General features: G+C 58.5%; 13 protein-coding genes and 1 CRISPR repeat array. Of the genes, 7 read left to right on the forward strand and 6 right to left on the reverse strand.

Going from position 1 to position 23,658, the window contains the following annotated elements:
* Window positions 1-6: 6 nt before the first annotated feature.
* The 6 genes from KTAU_RS11795 to KTAU_RS11820 all read right to left on the reverse strand — a co-directional run bounded on the left by KTAU_RS11795 (window position 7) and on the right by KTAU_RS11820 (window position 7,348).
* Window positions 7-2,046 carry a TOMM precursor leader peptide-binding protein gene (locus tag KTAU_RS11795; protein ID WP_170293238.1) on the reverse strand — a complete coding sequence of 680 codons (2,040 nt, stop codon included), beginning with the start codon at window positions 2,044-2,046 and terminating at the stop codon, window positions 7-9.
* The gene (locus KTAU_RS11800; protein WP_151728565.1) at window positions 2,036-4,225 is read right to left on the reverse strand and encodes a TOMM precursor leader peptide-binding protein; all 2,190 of its coding nucleotides are present in this window, start codon (window positions 4,223-4,225) and stop codon (window positions 2,036-2,038) included. The genes KTAU_RS11795 and KTAU_RS11800 overlap by 11 nt, the downstream gene beginning before the upstream one ends.
* Before the next feature lie 180 nt (window positions 4,226-4,405).
* Window positions 4,406-4,603, reverse strand: coding sequence for a thiomuracin/GE37468 family thiazolyl RiPP peptide (locus tag KTAU_RS11805; protein ID WP_112425978.1), 198 nt, complete (start codon window positions 4,601-4,603; stop codon window positions 4,406-4,408).
* A 92-nt stretch (window positions 4,604-4,695) separates the two neighbouring features.
* Complete coding sequence (locus KTAU_RS11810) at window positions 4,696-4,896, reverse strand: thiomuracin/GE37468 family thiazolyl RiPP peptide (RefSeq protein WP_223258147.1); 201 nt, start codon at window positions 4,894-4,896, stop codon at window positions 4,696-4,698.
* Between the two features lie 144 nt (window positions 4,897-5,040).
* Entirely contained in the window at window positions 5,041-5,250 is a 210-nt protein-coding gene (locus KTAU_RS11815; protein WP_223258146.1) for a thiomuracin/GE37468 family thiazolyl RiPP peptide, read from the reverse strand.
* Between the two features lie 1,153 nt (window positions 5,251-6,403).
* Window positions 6,404-7,348, reverse strand: a complete 945-nt coding sequence (locus KTAU_RS11820) for a class I SAM-dependent methyltransferase (protein WP_151728566.1) — start codon at window positions 7,346-7,348, stop codon at window positions 6,404-6,406.
* An 818-nt stretch (window positions 7,349-8,166) separates the two neighbouring features.
* Window positions 8,167-9,018: direct repeats of the CRISPR family, unit length 38 nt; unit sequence GTCTGAAGTAGCTCCCCTGCCCGTCTGAGATTGAAAGT.
* A 122-nt stretch (window positions 9,019-9,140) separates the two neighbouring features.
* Here KTAU_RS11820 and KTAU_RS11825 point away from each other — a divergent pair.
* From KTAU_RS11825 to KTAU_RS11855, 7 genes are all read left to right on the forward strand, one after another.
* Window positions 9,141-9,590, forward strand: a complete 450-nt coding sequence (locus KTAU_RS11825; RefSeq protein WP_151728567.1) for an HIT family protein — start codon at window positions 9,141-9,143, stop codon at window positions 9,588-9,590.
* Between the two features lie 855 nt (window positions 9,591-10,445).
* A complete protein-coding gene (locus KTAU_RS11830; protein ID WP_151728568.1) occupies window positions 10,446-11,747 on the forward strand; it encodes a TolB-like translocation protein in 1,302 nt (433 codons plus the stop codon).
* Window positions 11,748-12,271: 524 nt separating this feature from the next.
* Window positions 12,272-12,655: a toll/interleukin-1 receptor domain-containing protein gene (locus KTAU_RS11835; protein ID WP_151728569.1), complete on the forward strand. Its 384-nt coding sequence runs from the start codon at window positions 12,272-12,274 to the stop codon at window positions 12,653-12,655.
* Between the two features lie 834 nt (window positions 12,656-13,489).
* The gene (locus KTAU_RS11840; RefSeq protein ID WP_228026420.1) at window positions 13,490-15,286 is read left to right on the forward strand and encodes an ABC transporter permease; all 1,797 of its coding nucleotides are present in this window, start codon (window positions 13,490-13,492) and stop codon (window positions 15,284-15,286) included.
* An 80-nt stretch (window positions 15,287-15,366) separates the two neighbouring features.
* Complete coding sequence (locus KTAU_RS11845) at window positions 15,367-16,785, forward strand: ABC transporter ATP-binding protein (protein WP_151728570.1); 1,419 nt, start codon at window positions 15,367-15,369, stop codon at window positions 16,783-16,785.
* A 549-nt stretch (window positions 16,786-17,334) separates the two neighbouring features.
* Window positions 17,335-18,000, forward strand: coding sequence for a DUF998 domain-containing protein (locus tag KTAU_RS11850; protein ID WP_170293239.1), 666 nt, complete (start codon window positions 17,335-17,337; stop codon window positions 17,998-18,000).
* Between the two features lie 2,134 nt (window positions 18,001-20,134).
* Entirely contained in the window at window positions 20,135-23,611 is a 3,477-nt protein-coding gene (locus KTAU_RS11855) for an AfsR/SARP family transcriptional regulator (protein WP_170293240.1), read from the forward strand.
* The last annotated feature ends 47 nt before the right edge of the window (window positions 23,612-23,658 follow it).

Here is a 23,658-nt window from a genome sequence, read left to right on the forward strand (position 1 = left end):
GCTCGTTCAAGGGAATGGATGAGGATAGGGATTGAGATCGGCATCGGTCAAAGGCCGCGCTGCGTAACCAAGCCGATAAGGCAGCTCATAGAGACGCTTGAAGCCGTAGCAGCGGCGGGCATGGTGACCGAAGGTCATCGGCAGCATACCCGGCATCAGCACACGCACCGCACAGAAGCCCTCTCGCGCCAGTTCGGGTGTCGTCTGATCAACAGCAATCACATCGATGCCGCTGCGCAGATAGCGTCCCATCACCTCCAGCACATCCTCGCGCAAATCTGCGTGAGTGGGCGGCTCATCGCTGTCGAACGCCTCGGCAAAGGTTTGCCGATGTGGCGTCTCGTAAAGGAAAGCCAGGCGCTCAAAGGCTTCTGGCAGGCAGTAGAGCAAAGCATGATCGCGCATCTGGGTGACACGCGAGGAATCGGCCAGCATACTGCGAGCGTGCTCCCGCTCCTGGCGGTAGAGGCCGATATGGCTGCCTACGATCGGCGCCAGCTCCTGCAGGGCATTGATCAGGGCCTTTTCTGGCAGCAGATGCGAGCCAGCGGCACACAACACACGCGGATAGTCCGGACGTTGTTGCTCGTCAACAGCCATCACCCAGAAGCAAGGGATGCGCTCCGGCAGGGTGATATTGAAGGCATGGACACTATAGCCCGTGAGATGATACAGACGCTCGCACATCAGCCCGACCAGTGGGTCGCGGGCCGACTGCAGCTCGATGCGCGGCATCGGCAGACGCGCGTACCAGGTCAGCAAAAAGGCGTCGCGCTCGGCAATCTCCAGAATACCGTGCAGCAGAGCCTCCTCCAGGCAATTGCCGATCGCGCAACCGTTGGAGATCTCATAGACGTACGGTCGCTCGTGCGTCCAATAGTGGAGACCATAGTAGACGTTGCATTCAGGCACCAGCACTGGCTGCTGGCGGGCGAAGGAATAGCCCCAGACCCAATTGAGCACGAGGTCATCGCTATAGCGCACGTAGGGGAAATGAGGCAGGCTATACTGAGCCTCGCTGTGCAATCCCAGCGTGCGCGGATCAATAGCGGCCTCCCCCAATTCACGCCGACAGGCTCGCACCACTGTACGCTTGCCGCCTGGCCGCATACCAGCGTAGCGCTCCAGGGCCTCGGCGATGGCGGCCACCTGACCCTGTTCGTAGTTGAAAGCCCTGCCGAAGCCAACCTCTTGACGCCTTCCCTGCTGAAAGTGGATGTGGGCAGCGAAATTGGCGTAGAGATTGCTACTATCTTTGGTCAGGCCGCAGATCAGACCGCACTCTGGATCGACGTAGCGCGCCAGCAGTCGATCCTTGAGAGAGAGCAGGTCGCGCACACGGTAAGTCTGAGGAGCGAGTTTCTGCCGCGTGACGAGCGTCATCGCCGTCTCGGCGGCAGCAGCGCTATCGTCTGGCAGAGTTGAGCAGTCGGGACAGTGCGGCTCAGGCAGGAAGGGATGACGGCTGATTCTCAGCGTTGCCAGATCCAGATAAAGCAGCGCATTGAAGGTCAGCATGGCCTCTGGTGCCTGCAGAAATTGCACGACCTCCCGCGCAACCTGCTGCACCAGGATGGCCTGGGCAAAGGCTGTCAGCCAGGTTCTGGCCAAGGCAGAAACCGAATCTGGTCGCAGCTCAGAGCGCGCCTGCTGCGCCAGATAGGCCCGCTCCGCCTGAAACTCTTCCGCCCGCTTGTGGGCGTTGACCCGCCGCAGCTCGGCACAGGTGAAGCAGGCGCTGTGCCCCGGCAAGACACACGGACCGAGCACGGCGCGCCCTGGCTCGATCGATAGCCCCAGCCAGGGTCTGCCGCTGGCCAGACTCCAGCGATTGGCCTCCTGCAGCAGCGGCCCATGCCAGCGCTCACTGATCACCAGCAGCAGCGCGCAGGCCGGCACTTGTCTCGCCCGCAGATCGGCCAGGGTGACCTCCACAGGTTCACCCCACTCGCGCAAGACCTCACGGACGGCCTGACCCAGGTGGTGACCTTCGGCCAGCAAACCCAGCAATGGCCTGGATTGGGCATCCTTCAGATCAGCAGCCATCGTCGGCCCTCCTCTTCCCCAGCACAATCCGTACAATATAGGGGAGCGCCTCACTGAGCGCCGCATCGTGATCGAGTGGCACAACCAGCGCTCGCCGTCCTTGTGACTGCAGGGCAGCGAGCAGGGCCGGTAGCATCTGCTCCCACACTTCTACCGACGGATAGAGGGGAGCGATCAAGGTCTCGCCGCGCAGCGCTGACGGTAGAGGAGTGACCGGCGACAGTGCATAGTCCGACTCACTATTACGCAGAGCCTGAGCGTGCTGGAGGCAAAGCTGCAGGCCCTCCTCGATGGCTGCCTGGGCCTGCACGTGACAGGTATAGGTCCAGGTCTCCTCATGGCAGCAGAAAGCGAAGGCCAGCAGCCCCCAGTCGGAGAGCAAGGCAGAGAGATCATAGACAGTGATGGCGACCTCTTGCAAGGCCAGCAAATGCCTGTAGCGCTGCGCAGCCTCGGAGAGAGCCAGGGCCCCAATCTCAACCTGGGGAAAGGGTTCGCGACTCTGTGCTAGACGCTGCTCAAGAGCCGCGCGTCCATGAGTGAAGAGCGCGCGACAAAGGGCCTCGGACCAGCTCATACCGGCGGCCACGCCGATGGGCGGCAGCTGAAGACGCCCTTCTTCAGCGGACAGAGGAAAGATCGCCGCAGCCGGGACCAGGGCGACCTGCTCGTCCGGCAGCTCCCAGGCCCAGAGGTAGTCTTCTTCAGGGTCAAGGCTGGTCGATGGCTCCAGGCTGCGTGTGTAGCAGGTGAACGATTCCGGGGCCCTGCCAACAATTTCTGGCGCACTCCCGCTCAGGCTGCGTCGGGGATCATAGCACCAGGCAGCGTAGCCTTCGCAGGCGCGCAACGTTGCTGCCCGACGAGCCGCCCCAAAATCGCTGCCGGCGCCGAAAACGCGCCAGGTCTCTGCTCTGGACAGATAAGGCGCTGGCCGTGCCAGATCCACACGCGCAATATTTAAAGGAATCTGAGTGTAGTTGTGTTCATCCAGGGCGCTGAACAGCCCCAGCCTGGGATCGAACAGATGGGCCGCCTTGCGGGAGAACTCTTCCAGAGAGAGGACAGGCCCCGTGCTGCGCTCCCTCACCAGGTCACGGAAGTGCGACGCTGTCAGCGGGCCGGCCTGGCGGCAGCAATGGCAGTGGGCAGAGGCGTTGAAGGGATGACGCTGGCTCTGCAGCGTTTCCAGATCGATGAAGACCAGATGGCCGCTCGTCTCCAGCGGTCCCGCTTCAGTAATATACTTAAATAGTTCAAAATTGAGAGTATTGGCGACGACGGCGGCGGTTGGCCCAGCCAACGCATAACTCAGGGGAGCCTCGGGGTGATCGGCGAAGTCGTAGAGGGTAGTGGCCATTTCAGACGGCAGATTAGCCAGCAAGCGCAGCCAGGCGCATTCCCAGCAGCCGCGGCTAGCTTCCTGTCGCCCCGGAGCGGGAGAAACCAGCGGTCCCAGCCAGGCTTGAGTGTCCAGGATCGTCGCGCCGAGGAAGAGTTTGCCTTGTTGGTAGCAGAAGCGGTTGAGCAGGGCGCTGCGCCGCAGCATTGGTCGATCTGAGAGATGCAGGACGGCCTCAAAGGGTGCGAGAGCGCGCGCCACAGCCTGCTCGTCGTCCCAATTGAGCGGTTCCAGCATGTGAAGCTTCTGGAGCGGATCGCGCGTCCGGCGCAGAGCCAGATATTCCTGCAGGCGCTGGCGATCGAGCGAGCACTCGCTTGTGATCAGGACAGAGATGTCTGCCAGGCCACTATGCAGGGCGGCCTGCACCAGCGCCTGGAGCGTCAGACCGGAACCGATGAGCAGCACGCGGCTCTGGCGGTAGCGTTCGAAGCGCCAGGCACTCGAATCTTGAAATGCCTCGATGAAAGCGATCTCCGCCGCGTAGGTCTCCTGCTCCCTAACACTCAGCTGATGGGGATGATCGGGAGTCAAATCCCTGATGAAGCCGCGAGCGGTCAGCATCTCAATGAGCTTGCTGATCAAAGCGCGCTGCTCCTCTGGCGCCTGCTGAGTGATCTCTTCCAGTGTATACCGACCATCCAGATAGGGGGAAAGCAAGTCGAGCAGGCGAGCGAGACCTTTGCCTTTCAAGTGGAAGGCGCCTTGATTGTTACGCAGGTAGACCCCTTCAGGGGTAGGAAAATAGAAGACATCGCCTCTCATCCTGGGGCGCATGGCCAGTTTCTCTCCTCATCGTGCGCATAGATGCCCTGCGGCGACGGGCTGGGCTGACAGATGGTGCGTGAGGTGCAGCATAGCGGCTCAGCAACCACGCTGCACCTCAGATAGGCCAGGTAAAGGAGAGCCGGCCTGGTTTATTTCCGCCGGCGCTCTCGATCTCTGTCTTGCAGCTTGCTACCAGCAACAGCAGCAGGGTATGCAGCAGCTGCAGCAGCCCTCGGGAAGGACAGAGGCGCCTATCTCGATCATACCGTGACCAAGCGTGAGCGCTTCCAGCCCATCACGATCTGCAGTGAGTGGCTGGATGTTCAGCTCGTCCAGCTGCAGCTCGTCAAGGGTCAGGTGAGCCAGCTCCTGTTTTAGATCTTCCATGCTGCGATCTCCTTTCTCCCGTCGGGCAAGTCGTGTATCGCCTCAGTAAGCAGGCAGATAGAGCAGTTAGCTACACCTTAATTAGTTAGCGATTACCAGCAGCAGCAGCAGACAATACAGCAGCTACAGCACGCGGTCTGGCCCGAGGAGGCGCCGATCTCCACCATGCCGTGGCCGGTCGTGAGTAGCTCCAGGCCGCCTTCGTTGGAGAGCTTCAGATCCTCGATCTCCAGGCTATCGAGGGAGAGGCCTTCGAGTTCCAGCTGGGCAAGTTCGCCGTGCAGATCTTGCATGAGTAACCTCCTTGCACATCATGTAGATGGGATGGCGCTTGTGGCATGAAGCGATGCCTGCCCTCCTGTCAGCCGCTAGCCCGCGCGGGAGGCCGATCAGTCTGCCGACCGGCGCTGAATATCTTGCCGAGTGGTGAGCCTTACTTAACCCAGGCAGGGGCAGCAGCAGCAGACAATGCAGCAGCTACAGCAGGCGGTCTGGCCCGAGGAGGCGCCGATCTCCACCATGCCGTGGCCAGTCGTGAGTAGCTCCAGGCCGCCTTCGCTGGAGAGCTTCAGATCCTCGATCTCCAGATTATCGAGGGAGAGGCCCTCGAGTTCCAGCTGGGCAAGTTCGCCGTGCAGTTCGTTCATTTCAGACTCCTTTCTCTTCAAAAGCTCTATTTGCAGCTATGTGAAGGCAAAAACTGCTCCTCTGCCGCTCTTGACGAGCGATACACGACAGATCTAAAAATACGTCTAGCGGTTAAGAGGGCAGTATCACCTCATGCCCGTAGTTTGGGTGCTGGTGCTTGGATGACTGGAGACGAGAAGGAGTGGTATGCCTCTAGCGAAGCTATGGGCGCGGCCTCTAACGTATCTGATTTTGCGGAGCCGGCGCTGGTAATCAGCCAGATTGCGATGGCAATCACTCCTGTGATACACCTGACAGTACTAGGCAGATGCTCCTTCACATCCAATCACCGAGCAGCATCGCTCTTGAGTGAGATGTCATCTGGCATGGTAGACCAGCCTTATAGCACGGCTCAGGCCCACGATAGAATTTTTCTATTTATCTATTCATTACCCAGCCTGCCATCCAGCATGGCTGAGCCTGCCTGGAAGCGATCTACCTGACAGCGATCTGAGGAACTGGGCGCGAGCATGGCGAACTCAAGGGAACCTTCGCCCTGGGCCTTTCCCCCCCAGGAAAGGACAGGTGGGTTGACGTTCGCATGGTGACGGAGGAGCCGGGCGATCTGCACCAGGCCTGTCTGGCTTTCGACCGTCCATCTCGATGCCTCCCTGTCCAGATGGAGGCTATTCATGCTCACGCTTCGAATATACCATTATGGTGGAGTTAATGTCAAGTGGGGTAGCGAGTCTAGAGAGGGATGTGACCAAGAAGACGTTTCGTAGCCTCTCTGGAGCTTTTGCCAGCCCCGCCCGGGGGTAAGGTGAAACCTCTCTTGTTTGGTGAACATGAAAGGCTGTAAGAGCTGGCCTTACTTATTCTTCCGATCCAGCAGTATGGGCCTGAAAAATTGATCTGGGTGCACTCACTGTGATCCCCTCTTGTGTCCGCAAGCGCCGCCTGGTAGCCCCATCGTCAGGCCCCATGCTGACCCATGCTGAGCGCCGGTGGCTGGTCAGGCACCCCTGGCACCAGATCCAGCAACCGCTGTGGCACCAGGGGCGAGAGGGCCAGCCGCTTGTCTGTCTTGCATCCTTCATGCTCCTGCTCTACCCCCAGGAAGGTGAGATTAGGGCGAGGCAGGCTTTCCTTCTGCAAGAGACGGCTGGGGGATCAGAGTTTCCGTCCATAGGCGGCGACAAAGTGATACATCGTTTTCAGCTCATTGCACTCTTGGAGCATGGTCTGAACAAGCGACTGATACTGCTGTTGACTCAGCTGAAAGCGTTTTGTTGCCGCCCCGCTCAGGGCCAGGGCGAACTCGCGGAAGTCCAGGGCTAGCAGGGAGCCGATGCGCCCGCCCCAGTCTCCAAAGGGGACTTCGATCACTTGTCGCTGCACCTGTGATAGACCAGCCTCCCACAAGTAGCGATCCAACGAGGCGGTGACAGCTCCTTCGCCATCCAGCCCCCTGAGCGCCGCCAGTTCCTTGATCATGGCATCCAGTTGGCGATGCGTCGGCCCCATAGGAGCCGCTTCCAGGCCAGGTTCCAGCAGCTCAACCCAGCCGCCAGGGGCGGTCACCCGTGCCAACTCTTGCACCACCCGGGGCCAGGCTGCTAGTGGCAACGCTGTCCACAAGAAGCGTTGATGGACGAAATCGAAGGAGTGATCCGGGAAGGGCAAGCCATTGAGCACATCCCCTTTGACAAAGCGGTAATTGGGCGGGGGTGCTGTCTGTTGCTTCGCCTCCTCTACATCCAGGCCCACTACGCTTGCCTGGGGGAACTCACGCGCCAGCTCGGAGGCCCATTGTCCAGTGCCACAGCCAACATCAAGGATCTGGCGCGGGGTCTGGATAGGAGCCAGATAGTTGCGGCGCAGGGCAGCACGCAGCACGTAGTGCTGAAAGTCGAGACGGTTGACTTCCTGCAGGTCCTTGGGCAGCAGATAGGGCTGCTCCTCAAGATAGCGGCGCTGATCTGTGTCGACACGGTCGGCTAGAGTGGTCACGTTCGCCCGACTGGAAAATTGGGCTGATTCGGAAGCGTCAGAGACCGATGGGGAACTGCTCTGGGGCACTGTTGGGCGCTTGCGTCTGAAGAACCACCAGGGCATACTGCTACCTCCTTGTCATCTCAGCTGGTCCTGCTCTGTCCGAAAAGAGCCAGTATGAATGAGAACAGATGGAGAGCGAACACTGTCAGTCTAGGAAATGAGAAGAAGGATGTCAACGAGAAGCGATTGCTATAACGCCTGATTATTGATTTTTTTATGATTTCCTAATGCAGAACAGCGCTGGCAGGCCCGGCTGGGGAACTTGCTCACGCGGCGTTCTCGGGCAGAGAAACAGTCAGCTCAAACGCCGGTCTGTGGACACCTCACATGGAGACCGGGGCAGAACGGGCGCTGTTGGACAAAAGTTCATTTTCCACCTCATCTATGCATCTGTACAGCAGCTATAGAGAGTGTTCAAGGTTTGTTATCGCGCACGCACAGCTCTGTCGTTGCTGAGACGGAGGCGCGGACCTGCCGTCGGTGGGGGAAGCAGCTCACGCGCCGGAACCAGCGGCAGATCTTGATTGATAGCTCCAGCGTCGTTAGAGGCTCTGCTGCGCTGCAGGAGCCTATCGCAGATCAGTCCACCAGCCAACAGGTCGACAGGCAGGTTTCTCAGACTCAGGCAGTTATGCCTATTTTTATTGATAATATTAGATAACATATATTTTGCATTTTTTACCCGATATACTCGTCGCTTCGAGGATCTCGGCACCCGACTTCTCACGCAGCGATCCTCGAATGGCTTCAGAAGTGCTCGGAGTGGCAAAGTGCCTGGCATCATTACCGTTCTAGACCGGTCACTAGTGACCGTTTTTTTGGGATCATCGAATCTGCTTGACGGAGGCTGCTCCAGATGCTATCTTAGAAGGGGTACCGTCTGAAGTAGCTCCCCTGCCCGTCTGAGATTGAAAGTTTCCTCGAAAATATCCTTCTGCATCTCCTCGAGATGTCTGAAGTAGCTCCCCTGCCCGTCTGAGATTGAAAGTGCGTGCGCGCGCTTTCGCTGCTTTTGCTTGATTGAGTCTGAAGTAGCTCCCCTGCCCGTCTGAGATTGAAAGTCCGTCCGCACACGCGGGTAGCCAACACGTACAGCAACGTCTGAAGTAGCTCCCCTGCCCGTCTGAGATTGAAAGTTTTGTCATTAGGACTGCCAGGAGGGACTATGTCCTCTGTCTGAAGTAGCTCCCCTGCCCGTCTGAGATTGAAAGTTGAAAAAACTTCGTGATCATCCATTTTTCGACTATGTGTCTGAAGTAGCTCCCCTGCCCGTCTGAGATTGAAAGCTGGCAGCGAGCCGTCCGGTCGACAGAAGATCGGAAGTCTGAAGTAGCTCCCCTGCCCGTCTGAGATTGAAAGCTCATCAGAGTCCTCGGTCCACCGGGTCCACCGGCGAGTCTGAAGTAGCTCCCCTGCCCGTCTGAGATTGAAAGCTCATCAGAGTCCTCGGTCCACCGGGTCCACCGGCGAGTCTGAAGTAGCTCCCCTGCCCGTCTGAGATTGAAAGCCTTCGTACAAACCAGCACTGGGTGCCATTCAGGAAGTCTGAAGTAGCTCCCCTGCCCGTCTGAGATTGAAAGCTTTTCTTGAAATTTCTCTGGCAATTGTCTCGAATTGTCTGAAGTAGCTCCCCTGCCCGTCTGAGATTGAAAGTACGAGAAAAGGTGCATCAAAGCCAAACTCAGTATGCGGGTCTGAAGTAGCTCCCCTGCCCGTCTGAGATTGAAAGCACCGAGATCATTGGCGAATGTCTCCGGCTCTGCGGCGCTCTGAAGCAGCCCTCCTGCCGGTCGGAATTTGAAAAGCGAGAGAGCATGGTGCTGCTGTGGCCTGCTCTCCAAAGGAAGATCCTATGAAGCCAGCCGCTGCCTGCTTCGTCTGCCAGAAGGTACGAGGCAAGATTGCTATTCCTGGAGGACTGATCTATCGAGATGAGTTAGTACAGGCAACGCATCTGTTTCCCAACCAGCAAGGATCGGTCTATCTGGGCTACCTGATGATTGAGCCGCTACGTCACGCGCCGGAGGTGGCGGATCTGACTGTGGAGGAGGCCCAGGCAATCGGACTGCTGATGAGCAGGCTTAGCCGGGCTCTTAAGGAGGTACTCAAGGCGGAGCATGTATATGTTTTTGTGCTGGGTGATCATGTGCCACATCTGCATCTGCATCTAGTGGCTCGTCATCCTGGGGCCCCCCAGCAATACTGGGGTGTGCACGTCACGGAATGGCCAGAGGCTCCACGAGGAGGAGAGGCGGAGATCAGCACGCTCACTGCACGCCTGCGTGCTTTCCTTGCTCGTTGAGCACCAGCTCTCGCCTCGCTTACTGTGCGCTGGCCTGGACAGCATCTTGCAGCGTCCAAAACGCAGCGCTACCTGGTATCGGTCGAGGACGTCTTCCCTGATCGGCTCATGGAACTGCCCGACGGCGACCTCCGCTGTCTCGCTCGGCCTCAACAAGCATAGCTCCCAGCCAGACCCACGAGTCCCCTCGCCGTCGCAACGGGCCATGATACCTACCAACGACAACGCTCGCACCCCCGACGTTGCCTGGCGCTTTCGTCTACTCTACCTACTCATCTCTTCCAGCGCTGCGATTCCTGGCTGCTCCGCTAATGCAATGCGCTGAGCAAAGCGAGCAGCAGCAGGACGACATCATCGATCACGACCGACCCCACTCCCCCACGAGAAAGTTCCTCCGCAAGCAACCTGGGAGGGGCCTCCGCTTCTCACCGCCAGTGTCTGCGCCAGGATCTGCACGAAACTCTGACTCATCCAAAGACGGCGGTAGGGAAGGCTGGTTCGGTAGATAGGTAGTTATGAACGAAGTAACAATGCCACCGTGGAATGGCTCATAGCTGCCTGCGGCTGCAGATGCTAAATGAAGCAGTGAGAGTGCACCAAAGCATTCGCTCCCGAGTATCTCAGCGAAGATCTGAGGCCCATTGCAGAGGTGAAACCATGAGCATCATCGCACGGAGCATAGCCAGACCAATAAGCTGGCTAGTGGTTTTCTTCTGTCTCATCCTGACGGGTTGTAGTGCAGCTATCAGCGTTTCTGGAGGCGGCGGCTCCGGCCTCCAGCAAGCGAGAGCAACGCCCACGACGCCAGTGCAACATCCGCCGACTTCTACTCCCACGCCCCGGAAGAGTGTGCCCATGCCAGTCACTCAGACCTCCTGCCCCGACATCTCGCCCACCAACCCCTTCGGTACGCGCCCGGCGGTCATGCGCCCGCTGGCTCTGGGAAGCCATCAGAACCTTGTCTACATCTATAACGAAGGCCGGTCGCAAACCTCCACGGCCCACGGCCACCTTGTGCGCTACGACGTTGCCACCGGTCAACGAGTAACTATTATCACCAGCGGCTTGCTCATCAGCGAGGCCCAGGTCTCTGCCGATGGGCAATGGATTATGTTTCTCAGCCTGCCAGATCCGCAGCGCGACCCCAACCATGCAGCGCTGCTACAGATGGTACGCATGGATGGACAGGGCCTCCAAACCCTCTATTGCTTCCCCAAGCTGCCCTATACTCCGAAAGGCAAGACCTTCAGCGCCTTCGAAGGACGGGGCCTCATCAGCTATACTGGCTATCCCCCAGTTCGCTTTGTCTGGTCTCCCGACGAGCGCAATGTTCTCCTGTCTGCCGATTTGCAGAGCACTACCAGCCTGATGACGCTCCTGGATACCAGGACCGGGAACTTACGGCAGCTCTTGCTATACTCACAATTTTGCTCGATGGCCATCCCTTTGACCTGGCTTAACAGCAGCCAGGCCTACATCGCTACAGAGAGCCGCGCCACCTGCGGCTCTCCGCCGCTACCAATGAACCTCTACCTTATCGATGTCAACAAAAGCATCAATCCAGCCAATCCTGTATGGAACGATGTAATAGAAGAAAATGTTCGCTATACAGACGTAGCAGTAGATACCAGTCCTGATGGTTCACATCTCTTTGTCTCTACATGCGAACAAACGGAACCAGCAATCTCCACCATCGTGAGCGAGCCAGCAGCGGGGGGATCTCAGACGACCATCTACCGTCAGCTGGCTTCGGCCCAGAATCCCGAAAGCTGCGTAGAGAGCATACGGGCCGCTACGACGAGGACGCTACTGGTGCTCATGCGTAGCGGAAACCCGTATCTCCAGTGTGGCGCACCATACCAGGCCACTTTTCAGCTCGCTATGCTCAGTAGCGATGGTCGTGGTCAGCCTCACGTGCTGGCGAACCTGGAACAGGGGAGCAGCTATAGCCTGGACCAGGCAGTGCCTGCGTTCTGGTCCCTGATCTCCCGTGACGGTCACCTCTATGCCATGACAGGGAGTAAACTTCTAGCCTGCAGCAATAGCCTGATTGAGGAAACGACGGTCTTCTACGGGAGTCTAAGCGGTGGGAAACCTGTAGCCGTAGCGACAGTCAGCAACGGCACGGTTGATGTTGTCGGCTGGACGGCACTCTGATCTGAGAGGAGAGAGAAACTGGTGCAAGCTGCCCTGCCGGTCTTGGGCAGTCTGAGGATCTGAGGAAGTCCCGGCAGAGGAAAGAGCCGCGCCGGGCATTGTGAGCCACCATCCACAGTCAGGTCGACAGGATCTTCTCAAGACGAGATCCGGGTGGCAGGCACGTCGCATTTCTGATCTCGAGGCCATGATTTCGCCCGAAGTCACGGGTGGTCGGCCCGCGCTTCGAAACGGCGTCGGCCTTGAAGGGCATTCAGGAGCCAGATCATGCCAGCCTGGCACAGCGCCGCCTGTGCCCGATCGAGATCTGACGCCTTCAGCACGATTGTCTGGCAGAGAGGCCGCCTTGGCTGATCGGCTGATCAGCAAGCCTGGCATGTCGCTCCTTGTCCTCAAGCGTTTGAGGACAAGGAGCAGCCTCTCGAAGTGTTCTGCTCCTGGCGCGAGCGCGTGCTGACCGCCCTTAAGCCGCTCGAACAGCAGGGGATGATCTCGCTCTGGCACGAAGACCTGCTCCCCCCTGGTTGCGACGTCGACCAGGAACGTGCCCGCGCCTCTACCATACCATCCTCCTCTTGCTCAGTCCGGACTATCTGGCTTCCGAGCAGGGCTACAGCGAGCGACAGCAGGCCCTGCTCTGCTACGATGCCGGTGAGATTCGGCTCATTCCCGTGCTCCCACGGGCCTGCGTCTGGGAAGAGGCGCTTGGTCGCGATCTGCAGCCACTCCCCTCCGATCGCCAGCCCCTTGCCGAGCGCCCCTTCTCCATCCGTGAGCAGACCCCTGGCCCACACCATCCTCTCACGGGCCAAAGTCGCGACGCGACCTCTATCGCCATCTCCTGCAGGCTCAAGATAAGCCGTGATCACTCTCGCGCTCCTCTTCAGGCGAACTCGCGCGCGCCTTGACCAGGGACCGACGGTAATCGTCCCGCCGCGCGAGTATGCAAGGAACTCACTGGCTTGCCTCGGGTCCGCTGCAAGCCCCTTGACCGCCTTCCTCTGGCAGCTATATAATTCTTCGCAGAGATTGTCTAGTTTCAAAAGCGGGCCTGGTATGATTGCTGCTGAAGATCCCCCGGCAGGCAGATCAACCTCGGGTAGAGAGTCAGAAGCCATCACCCCAGGCCAAAGCTCAGGAGGATCGTGACCATCTATGGAACCGGCGAGTAGATGCTCGGAACCACCGCCACGGCGAGGGACTTTCCTACGCATGGAATGGGTGAGTGCTGACGGGAACAGGGGGTGGAAGCCTGACTGAAGCAGGACACCAGTTCGTAGACTCCCCCCTCAGAACCTCTCCCTCAGTGTTGCTCCCCACCTCATCCCTCTTTTCTTGCGTGAGCGCTGACTCGGCTCTCAGCTTTCTTGTCCTTCTACGATACGAAGTGTTGCAGGCTCATCAGGATCGGGTCCTGCCACTTGCAGCCGATCTCTGTCTGCCTGGCAACAATCGGTCGCTTGACCCTCGCTCAAGAGGCACCGGGCCCGGCAGTACAACGTTATAGCTGCTGCCAATGCGCTATGCCTGAGCGTGGGGAAGCTCTCCTGTGCGCACGCGCAGTGAGCGGCCATCGTGGAAGCCAGTAGTCGGTACCTACTGGAAAGGGAAGCTATGCCTTCGCCCAGGCATGGTTGCTTGCTTGCTTTTGTGATGGTCCACTCACGCCAGCTGTGCGCCCTGGTCGTCCAGTGATGGGCATGATCGTCCTGGCCTATCTCACCAGACACAGGAGAGACACTATGGCTCGCATGCTTCAGGTCCTCCCGCAGCAGCGGGGAAGCCGGCACGGCCTATCCGGGTCAGCCGTTTATCGCTGGCTCTGGCTACGGGATCTGATTCTGGGAGGGAGTTTTCTCTTTCTGTTGTGCGCCTTGCTTGTGCTGGCCGCCTCACGTTGGGCAGCTCCCCTGACACCAGTCGTTGCCATCTCGCTCTCACCGCTGGCGCTGCCACTCTATGCCGGTTACTCCCTGCTGCGGATGCTCCTGGCTTATGGGCTGGCGCTGCTGTTCACCCTGCTCTACGGCCACGTGGCTGCAACCAACCGCCAGGCCGAGCGCGTCTTGATTCCATTGCTTGATCTACTTCAAAGTATCCCCATCCTCTCCTTCTTACCAGCGGTGGTGCTGGCTCTGGTGGCAGCGTTTCCGCAAAGCAATATCGGGCTGGAATTGGCCAGTATCCTGCTGATCTTTACCAGTCAGGCATGGAATATGACCTTTAGCTTCTACCATTCTGTGCTGACACTCCCCCGCGATCTGGTCGATGTCTGTCGTTTGCTGAGGTTACGACCCTGGCAGCGGTTCTTGAAACTGGAACTTGCTGCTTCCATCATCGGCCTGGTCTGGAACAGCATGATGAGCTGGGCCGGTGGGTGGTTCTTCCTGATGGCCTCCGAGCAATTCTCGTTAGGGAATCGCTCCTTTCAACTGCCCGGCCTCGGCTCCTATCTGCAGCTCGCTGCCAACCGAGGCGATCCCAGGGCGCTTACCCTTGGGCTGCTCACCTTGATCGGTCTGATTGTCTTCCTCGATACCTGTCTGTGGCGTCCACTGGTGGCCTGGGCAGAGCGCTTTAAGCTGGAAGAGCAGGCCGAGACGACTCCGCCGCACTCGCTGGTGCTCGATCTGCTGCGGGCCTCACCGGCACTGCACTGGCTGCGACAGCACCTTGGAACCCCCCTGTGGGAAGCACTGGCTCAGCTACTCACTCGCCTGCAGCCGCCGGAGGGGAGACCAACGCTCACATCTGGCCTGGAGCGTGCTCATCACGAGCGGTCTCGGTCCTGGCTGCAGCGAGGGGGAACCATACTGATCCTGGGCTGGCTCGGGCTACTGGCCATCGGGATCTGCTGGCAGGGAGGACAGCTGCTCCTGCACGTGCCCCCTGCGACATGGGGACGCCTGGTGCTGGCCGCCGGGGCTACCTGGCTACGCACACTGGCGGCCCTGGCCATTGGCACCCTGTGGACGATCCCCGTTGGGGTGGCGATTGGCCTCTCGCCTCGCTGGTCGCGCCGTTTGCAGCCGCTGGTCCAGATCGTTGCCTCCATCCCCGCCACTGCACTCTTTCCGGTGCTGCTGGTCCTGCTGATGGCGTTACCCGGCAGCCTCTCGCTGGCGGCAATTCTGCTCATGCTGCTGGGAACCCAGTGGTATGTCCTCTTCAATGTCATTGCCGGGGCGATGGCCATCCCTCGCGACCTGCTGGAGGCCGCGGCCCTCTTTGGGGTGACTGGCTGGCGCCGTTGGCGCACCGTGATCCTGCCCGCCATCTTCCCGTACCTGGTCACTGGGCTGATTACGGCCAGTGGCGGCGCCTGGAACGCCAGCATCGTCTCCGAGCTGGTGCAGTTTCATGGAGAAACACTCCGCACCTTCGGGCTGGGAGCCGAAATCGCGGCGGCGGCAGGGGCTGGGAACTATCCCGTGCTGTTGGCCGGAACGCTGCTCATGGCAGCACTGGTCGTGCTGCTCAACCGGCTCGTGTGGAGGCGGCTCTATCACCTGGCCGAACGGCGCTACCGCCTGGCTTAGGTCCAGCCGTGCCTGGGAATACCATGTGCCCCATCAGGGAAGGCGCTTCCTTAGCGGGGCCTGATGAAAGGAGGAAGACGATGGCTCAGAGACAAACAAGCGAGACAGACGGGGCTGTGATCCTGGAGGCTCAGCGGATCACCCATCTCTATCAAGGACGAGGGGAGCAGGGACGGAGAGGACACGCCCCTGTCGTGCTGGAAGAGGTGTCATTGCAAATCCGCGCTGGTGAGCTGGTGGCCTTGCTGGGACCTTCCGGCTCGGGGAAGTCGACGTTGTTGCGTATTCTCGCGGGATTGATTCGCCCCACTCAGGGAGAGGTGCGCGTTCATGGCCAGCCGCTGCGAGGCCCTACCCCATCGTGCGCTCTGGTCTTCCAGAGCTTCGCCCTCTTTCCCTGGCTGACCGTGCTCCAGAATGTCGAGCTGGGCTTGGAGGCGCTGGGACTGCCACGTCTGCAGCGCTTGAAGCGCGCCCTGGCCATCATCGATATGATCGGACTGGATGGCTTCGAGGAAGCCTATCCCAAAGAGCTGTCAGGCGGCATGCGCCAGCGCGTAGGCTTCGCGCGTGCACTGGCGGTCGAGCCGGAGCTGCTCCTGCTGGATGAGCCTTTCAGCGCGCTCGATGTGCTCACGGCGGCCAATCTGCGTCGCGAACTACTGCAGCTCTGGTACCAGGCGAAGATTCCTACCCGCGCCATGCTGCTGGTCACCCACAATATCGATGAGGCCGTCAGCATGGCCGACCGGTTGCTGATCCTGGGGGCCGACCCCGGGCATCTTCGCGCGGAGGTCCAGGGGCTGCCTCGTGGGCAGCGGGAGCCACATAGCCCTGCCTATACTCATCTGGTCGACCTGCTCTATCGGCTCATGACGAGTCCGGATGAGGATGGAGCAGCGTTGCTCGCTGCTGAGGAGCCAGCCTTTGTGCAGCGGGGTCAGCCGCGTCCAACGCGCCCTTATCAAACGTTGCCCCACGTCGCCCCAGCAGATATGATCGGCTTGCTGGAATTGGTCCAGGCACGAGGAGGGCGGGCCGATCTGGCAGAGTTGGGTCGGGAGCTGCAGCTGGAACTGGATGAGCTGCTGCCGTTGGTGGATGCAGCGGATCTGCTCCAGCTGGCGTGTCCGGAGGAGGGAGATCTGGTGCTGACAGCAGTGGGGCGCCTGCTCGCTGAGGCAGACGTGCAGGAGGAGAAGCGGCTCTTCCGCCAGCAGGCTCTGGCGCGCATCGCCCTGCTGCGCCGCATTGCCGAGGATCTGGCCGCAGCACCGGGCCATCGAGTAGACGAGGAGCGCTATCTCGAACGCCTGCGCGAGCACTTCAGTGAGGGGGAAGCGGAGGCACAGTTGCAGACGATCATTGACTGGGGCCGCTACGCAGAGATCTTTACCTACCAGGAAGAGGCAGGGGTTTTTGCGCTGGAAACGGATGAGGAGACGGAGGAGCAGCCCACCGAGGCCGCCGGCGACACATGGCGGAGAAACATTCGATGATTTCCTACCTTCTCTTCCTTTCCGTGCTCAGGACTGCTGCATGCAGACAGCATTTTGAGGAAGTCAATAGCCACTTGAGGCTGGGGCGTACCACTTCGCGCCGCTGGGGGCACAAGCCAGGCGAAGAAAAGGCTTGGCGAGGGTTAGGCACTTGCGGAATCCGCTGGCGGTGATACAATAATCTTGTTGTAAGATCGTTTGTTCCCACATCATATAATAATGCCAATTTATCGACCTTAACAGGTGCCACTTGTGGCACTCGAAAACTTACTTATGCAGCTTGTTGGTGCACGTTTCCTTGAGGAAAGGAGATCTGAAAGGCTTTGGCCGGGCTATGAAAGAGTCCGAGGAACCGTCATATAGCTTCGATCCAAGATCCAGCAGCACCCTGCTATACCTGCTTGAAAAGCGTGCATTTTATTGCACTGGAGATGAGAGGCACATATGCCTGAAGAACCCTCGATGTCTGGACCTTTCTCGCAAGGCCCCCCTGTGAATCAAGCAACCTCAGCCAGGAGCACGGCAGTAGAGTCAGGATCTCTCATACCAGTGCCGCGGAAACTGCTCATGTGGCTGACCTATGGGACAGCTGGCACCGTGCTCTTCCCTGTTATCTACCTGATCGAGGGTGCCACCCGCCCCGACTATAATGCCCTACAGCAGGCCATCAGCGCGCTCAGCCTGGGTCCAGATGGCTGGATACAGCAGGTCAATTTCGCTCTCTGTGGTGTAAGCGTCCTCTGGTTGGCTTTTGTCTGGCGCCAGATCCTCAGAGACGGCGTCTGTGCGACTCTTTATCCCATCATCCGTGGTATCGAAGGAGTGGGATTAGTGGCTATTGCAATCTTCTCGCAAGATCCAGGCTATGGCTATCCTCCTGGGGCGCCAGCCGGGGCGGGACCCTCGACCCTTGGGGGCACGCTTCACCTGAGCTTCACGATCCTGGTTGTACAGGCTATGTGCCTGGGCTTACTGGTCATTGCCTGGCGCCTCTGGAAAACTCCCCACTTGCGCGGTTGGGCAGCATTTTCGCTGGCGTGCGGTCTTCTGCCAATGGTGTTTATGCCTTTTTTCGTTCTCGCCCAGAACAATCCCCACAGTGCATTGGCTGGATACGCTGGCCTCTTCGAGCGCCTGGCAACCAACGCTGACACCATCTGGGGAACTGTGTTACTCATTCCTCTCTGGGCCGGAAAGAGGTTGATGCGGCCTTAAAGGAGAACTGGTTTAGAAGAGCGGGCAGATCTATTACTTCTTTACCTGCAAGGCCGGGATGCCCAACTCTGTCAGTAGAGAGGAGAGGCACGCAGGAAATTTCATTTTAAGCGACCAGGGCATCGTTGCGAGCGCTGTAGATGACTCGTTTGCGGATAGTTAGTTGGGGAGCCTGCTGATGGAGCTGCTGCTCACAGGATGCTGCCCGACGGGCGTCTGGGCCAGAGAGCAGCCTGAGCTGAGCATGGGAGTCCAGGCAGCTATTTCCGCTGAGGCAGTGGCGCAAGGTCACCACTGAGAGTTTCGGAGAACGTTCTCACTGCCGCCTTCGCTCAGGGCAGGCTGGGCTGTTCTGCTGACAAAAGCCAGCCTCAGTTGCCTCAGCTGCTCTGTGAGGCAGGTTTCCAGGGTATCTCTTCTGGGTCCTGGTAACAACAGGAAGCTTCCCCGGGTCCCAACCCCTACCCTGGGGGTACCCACTGGGGCACCGCTCCCTTTCTCCATGATCTTTCCGGAGGTTTGCTCTCTCCATCGACGTCGCCTGGTCCTTTTGGAGGAGTTTGGGGGCGAGCACCATGACCTCCCCTGGTATTGCCAGATCCTGCTGAACAGGCTCATCCATTGACTCTGGGATGCAGAAAGCTCCTCATGAAAGTATGGACAACAGGGAGCTAATTTGTTATCCTCTACAGAGGGAAACTCTCCAAACAGATCGAGCACCAGGGTATCTCTGGCGCCGGACTCAGCAAGAGGAGAAAGCGGTTTGCCTCGGCCAGGTGCTTTGCTCTGGGTGTGATTCTGGGGAAGAGCCGCTCTGCTCGCGTGTCGAGTGGAAATCACACGAGGGCAGAAACTGACATCGACGGATTGTCAGGCTCCAGGAGAGAGAAGTCAGGAGGCATGCTGAACCGTTACATAGACGGTCTCCGATCTTGGCTATCGTCGGACAACCGGAACGAAGGGCCAGGGAACCAGTGAAAGCCAGCCTACGCTGACATGGGGGTGTCAGCGTACCTACAGAGAAAACCAGGCTGTTGATCCTGGTAGAAGAGGACGGACTTTGGCAGAACCTGTAGCAGGCAGAGCAGAGAGCCACACGTGGTAATTGCTGATAGCAACCACAGCAAAGGTGAGTGTGTTCTGACAAAAGCCGACCTGAACTGTACCTCATACACACGAGAGCTGGTGCGATGTGATCCAGGGATACTTCCCTGGCAGCGGGCTTGCCCGTTCTGAGAGCACAAGCAGGCCCAGTCCTCCCCAGTCGTGCGGGGAGGGTGAGGCTGTTTTTGCCTGGCAGACGCATCAGGCAAGAGCAGCTGGCCTCTCTTGGGCAGAAGCCCAAGGGCCAGGAATCAGGTGTTCATCCAGCTCTACTAAGCTTGGGTTGACTTCGTTGAAGCAATGAAAGCGAAAGCCTGGCATGAGCGCCCTGAGCAACTCAAGAGCACTCCGGGACGCGCCCCTAAATCTTTGCTACACGGAGCACGAGCTGGCAAATCGTGCCCATCTCTCACAATGATCGCCGCCTCCCAGGTGAGTCTGCTCTGTTCCCCTGGACTACATCCATCCTGTATTGATCAAATCTGCAGCGAGCGAGTGCTCCTTCTATTCCCAAGGCTCCCCCTCAGACTTTCAGGCCAAGGGATAAGAGCCGGACAGGAACCGTTTGATCCTGGTCCACTCGCCACTGCCGATTGGGATGGTGGGGTGCTTCCCCGCCTGGCCTCAGCCAGACCGGGAAGCACCCCGCGTCTGGCTGACGATCCTTCCCTCAGGAGCCTCCGACTGTTGTTCCGACAAACAATGCCCTCACCCTTACAAGCGCCCTGCCTCTGCCAGCCACTCCTCCCCTACCCGCTTCATCACCGTGTGATGAAGCGCTTTTGCCATTGGGAGCAAAAACATGATCTAAGCCGGAGTGCAAGATGACAGGTAGCAGGAATGGAACCACTGACGGGAGCAAGTACCACGTTCCGTGCTTTCTGGGCCTCACCATTGCTATCCTCAGCGGACAGGGCTAGACAGAACATGTTTTTGCGCCAGGCTTCGCCGCTCTAGCCCTTGCAGACACAGAAGAAGGAGGAGGAAAACCATGCAGGAGAGAGACCTCCAGAAGAAGATAGCTGCGCCTATGCTGCCCGCTAGAATTCTCCATCGCCAGCGTTTAGTGACTTACCTGGAAGAAGCTGTAGGGCAGGTACAGAAAAGAGATGGAACCCAAGCTCACTATCAACTGGTGTCGCTGTGGGCACCCGCTGGTTATGGAAAGACAACTCTCCTGGCTGATTTCGCCCGCTCCACCTCGTTACCCTGCTGCTGGTATTTCCTAGAGCAAGAAGATAGCAATTGGGCTATTTTTATTCGCACACTTCTAAAGAGCTTGCAGAGTCTGTTCCCCTCTCTCGGTGAGCTGGAACCCCTCTTGACGAATCTGCTGTGCGAGGAGGTGACTGCTCCGGCTAAGAGCTACCAGCCAGCCCTTGATGCTCTCGGTCAGGCCCTGACAGAGGTAGCCAGACAGGATTTTGCCATTTTCCTGTGTAACTATGGAGCAGCCTATGCCTCCCTCACACAGCTCCTTCACCACCTGCTCAAGAGATTACCACCTTCAGCCACACTCGTGATAGAGAGCCGCACTGCCCTGGATCCCTCGTTTGCTCCGCTCTTTGCCCAGCGGCAGATCTGCGCTGTAAACAAAGCGCTGTTGCGCTTCACCGCCCGGGAGATTGTCGAGCTGGCCCGCTTGCAGGGCCTGAACAGATTGTCTGAAGAGGAAGCTGAACAGCTCGCGCGCGACTTTGACGGCTGGATTACTGGCATACTCCTGGCAACTCGTCTGGGAGAGCAGGCTGTCCCTGATCTCGGCGAGCTCGGAATACCTGAGCAGATGAAGCCATTGTATCAGCAGAGAATCATTGCTGAACAGAGGCGTGCTCATCTCACCTCATATTTGATAAATGATGTTTTCTCTCATGAACCAGAAATAAAAAGTTTTATACAGTTAGCATGTATATTTCAAGAAATGCACCCAGAGATATGTGATGCTCTCCTGGAAACGGACAAAGCCAGGGAGTGGCTGACCTATATGGAGCAGCAGGGGTTATTCGTCACCTCGCACCTGGATCACGGTCAGCGCTTCTATACCTGCCTCCCTGTAGTTCGTAGCCTTTTCCTGGAGCAGTTCAGACAAAGTGATCCGGAACGCTTCTATGCTCTCCACTGGCGCGCTGCCCGGCTGTGGCAGGACAGAAAGAATTACGAGCAAGCCATGTATCACGCACTGGAAGCGCAAGCCTATGAGCTGGCAGGAGAGATTCTGTTCACCTATGCCAGATTGCAGCTCCAGCAAGGACAGATTGATGGCATCATGCGCTGGCTCAACGCGCTTCCTGCCAGTCTGCTGGAACAGCATCCTCAGCTGCTGACGATACGAGCACACGTCCTGTTAGAGGAGGGTCAGCACCGGGAGGCTCTCTCACTTCTTGAGAGGGCCTTAACGCTTCTATCCGGAGTTGAGTACACACCTGCATCGTCTAAAAAAGCTACTTTTCTGGCCGAAATCTATCTTTTGCGCAGCAAAGCCTTGTTTCAAGAGGGAGAGTACACTCAAGCTTTGCAGCTCTGCCAGCAGGTACTGCTGCACTTGCCTGAGCACGAAGATGAGTTGCGGGCTGCAGCGGAGATGCGCCTGGGGATCTGTGCCTGCCTCCAGGGAGATGTGGCCACTGGCATCACTTATCTTCAGCAGGCGCTGCGGACCTGGAGTCATCAGCCATCGCTCAACCTGGCCATCGCAGTCCATAGCGCGCTGGCTAACACCTACTATCTCGTCAACAAACTTGACCTGGCCGAGCACCATCTCCTTTGCGCGATCAGCTATTGCGAGCAAGCGCGCAATATACGTGGCATTATCAACAACCGTATCTTGCAGGGGCTGATCCTGGGAAGGCGGGGGGCGCTCACTGAGGCGGAAGCTGTCCTGCAACAGGCACTGGTCATGGCCCGTGCTGCCCCAGGCTATCACCGAGGGGAGGCCTATGCGCTTGGGAATCTTGGTTCGCTGGCATTGGTGCAGGGGCACAGCCGGCAGGCACTCGCTTATTGCCAGGAGGCATTGGTGTTAGCCTGCCAGTATGGCAATCGTAGCTTGTGTAACTCCATCTACTCGACCATGGCCCTGGCCTACCTGTTCCTGGGAGATCAAACCAGCGCGCGGCATTTTGTGGAAGCGATCAGGGTAGGGGAAAGAAGTAGCGCACAAGGTGGCTACGAGTGGTCCTGGAGTAGACTGACCGCGGGCCTGGTCTATCTCTATCAGGGCTGCTACGAGCAGGCCTATACCAGTCTGGCAGAAACCGTAGCTCTTCTACGAAAGGCGGACCTGCGGCAAGAACAATTGCTGGCCACGCTGCGTCTGGCTGCCTGTCAGTTAGCACGTCAACACGTCGGCGAAGCCGTAGAGCTGCTAGAGGAGGTGGGGAGGCTGCTTGAGGAGGGCGAGACTGACAAGCTACTGGTGCTGGGGGAGATCGAGCGGCTGGCAGAGTTGCGTACGCTGATCGAGCGCGAGCCAGAGCTGGCGCACCTGCGAACACTGCTAGCGATAGAGAAGGCCCCTGAACAGAATGCCTCGGCCACACAGGGAGGCGTCACTGGCGGAAGCGTCGAGGAGCCGGGAGCCAGATTAAAGATCCTGGCCTTTGGTGAACCAATGGTGCTGGTTGATGATCAACCTATCAAGAACTGGCGCCGTATGAGTGCTATGGAATTGTTCTTTTTCCTCCTGAATAGTGACCAGCCGCTGAGCAGAGAGCAAGTGATTGCAGCGCTCTGGCCAGAGGACTGCGAGCAAGTCGATAAAGCTTTCCATATGGCCCTCTACTACCTGCGTAAGGCGCTAGGTAAGACATGCGTTGTTTTTAGCGTCGATGGCTATAGCCTCAACCTGGCGACCTGCTATGGAGGGAGCATCTGGTATGACGTCAAAGAGTTTCAGGGGAGATGGTCAGAGGCCAGACAGGCCCTGGCGCGAGGAGAGGAGGAAAATGCTCAGCAAGCATTACTCAGAATGGTCGAACTCTACCGGGGTGACTATGGAAGACCGTTCTATAGCGACTGGTGCCGCCAGCGACGAGACGAGCTGCGCACTGCCTATCTGGAGGCCCTGTGCCAGCTAGCGCAGATCGCCTGGAATCATCAAGACATGGAGGCGTGTATGTATTACTGGCGTAAGGCATTGGCAGTGGATAACTGCATGGAAGAGGCACACTACGGCATCATGCTGTGCTATATGGCACAGGGCAAACGCAGTGCCGCGCTACGCCAGTACCAACTCTGCAAAAAGATTCTGCAGCAGGAGTTGTGCGTAGAGCCTGGATCATTGTTACAAGAGCTGTACCGGAGACTCAGCAGCACCGCCGAATCCGCTCAGATGAGACAGATGGCACCAGGCAAATTAAGCGGGTTCTCTGGTTTCCTCCAGAGCCAGGCAGGGGATAACACTGACAAGGTATCCATACATAGGACGCCTGCGCAGGCGGAGAGGAAGATGGAGAGAGAATGGAGAGAGGAGGAGCAGTATGCTCCTAAAAGAGGGAAGGGACAGTGAGAAATAGGGGAGGGCAACATACCGCAGACTAAGATCCTATGCCTGAT

The sequence above is a fragment of the Thermogemmatispora aurantia genome (assembly GCF_008974285.1).
GTDB classification, from domain to species: Bacteria; Chloroflexota; Ktedonobacteria; order Ktedonobacterales; family Ktedonobacteraceae; genus Thermogemmatispora; species Thermogemmatispora aurantia.